The 1,162-nt window shown below is 31.6% G+C and carries 1 protein-coding gene; it reads left to right on the top strand.

What is annotated here, in order from left to right; all coding sequences use genetic code 11:
• The first annotated feature begins 88 nt into the window (after positions 1-88).
• Complete coding sequence (locus VB775_RS22515; RefSeq protein WP_281009375.1) at positions 89-1,108, top strand: IS4 family transposase; 1,020 nt, start codon at positions 89-91, stop codon at positions 1,106-1,108.
• Positions 1,109-1,162 lie beyond the last annotated feature (54 nt).

Here is a 1,162-nt window from a genome sequence, read left to right as displayed (position 1 = left end):
CAGAAGTGTTGAATGATAGAAAAAAGCTAGAAAAACACGCTTCTAATTTGATAAATTAGAAGCGTCAAAACAAAAAATAATGTTAACAATGTTATCTAACTTCCCTAAGATTGTCAAACAACTACTCAAAAACTTGCCCCAAAACGATTATCCAAAGTTAAGTACATTTTTATTTGTATCTTGCTGGCTTAGTTATGTACTTGACCAAGGTCAAACAAGTATGAGAAGTCTATTCCAACGGTTGAATATGAGAGGAATTGATATAGACATATCAACATTTTCCAAAGCCAGTAAAACGAGATGTTCTAATATTTTTTATAATTTGTTTGTAGATTTAAGAAGGCAGCTAAAGAAAGAGAAAAAATTAGGTAAAGAAGATTTAGTATTATTTCCTCTAGATTCAACCATAGTTACCCTAACTAGTAAACTAATGTGGAATCAAGGATATGGACAAGTAAAACTGTTCAGTGGCATCAATATTTGCAACAATGAACCTGATGGTATAGTGATACATTTTGGTGCTGGACATGACAGTAAATATGGTGAACCAACAATAAGAGCAATACCAGAAAATGGAGTTGGGATAATGGATCGAGGTTTTGCTAAGCTTGAACGTATCAGGAATTTAATAAAATTAAAAGACCGCTATTTTGTAATTAGGGTGAAGAACAACATTAACCTAGAATTATTAGATAATGGTAATGCTATATTAGGGACAGGTAAAGATAAAGTAGAAGTAAGATTAGTTATTTTTTCAGATTTAGAAACCCGTAGTGAATTTCGACTAGCAACAAACTTGTCAGAGACAGACAATCAAACAGTAAGTAATGACGAAATTGCAGAGATATATAAAAAGCGATGGCAAATTGAACTGCTTTGGAAGTTCTTGAAAATGCATTTGAAGTTAGATCGATTGATCACTAAAAATGTCAATGGTATTACTATTCAAATTTACACTTGCTTAATTGCTTATGTTTTACTAGAGCTAGTCAATATACCAAAAGAGTTTGGTTCAAAGATGTTAGATAAACTGCGATATTTACAAGCATTTATGTGTGAGAATATTAGCTACTTACATTGGTTTAGGAGGATAGTGATTTTAAGCTGAAATCACTATTTTGATAGGTGTAGTGTATCCATTTTTGGTGTTTCTTCACTTTTG

Origin of the sequence: Pseudanabaena sp. CCNP1317 (genome assembly GCF_034931345.1) — a bacterium.
GTDB lineage: Bacteria > Cyanobacteriota > Cyanobacteriia > Pseudanabaenales > Pseudanabaenaceae > Pseudanabaena > Pseudanabaena galeata.
This window is presented reverse-complemented; position numbering and strand designations above follow the sequence as displayed.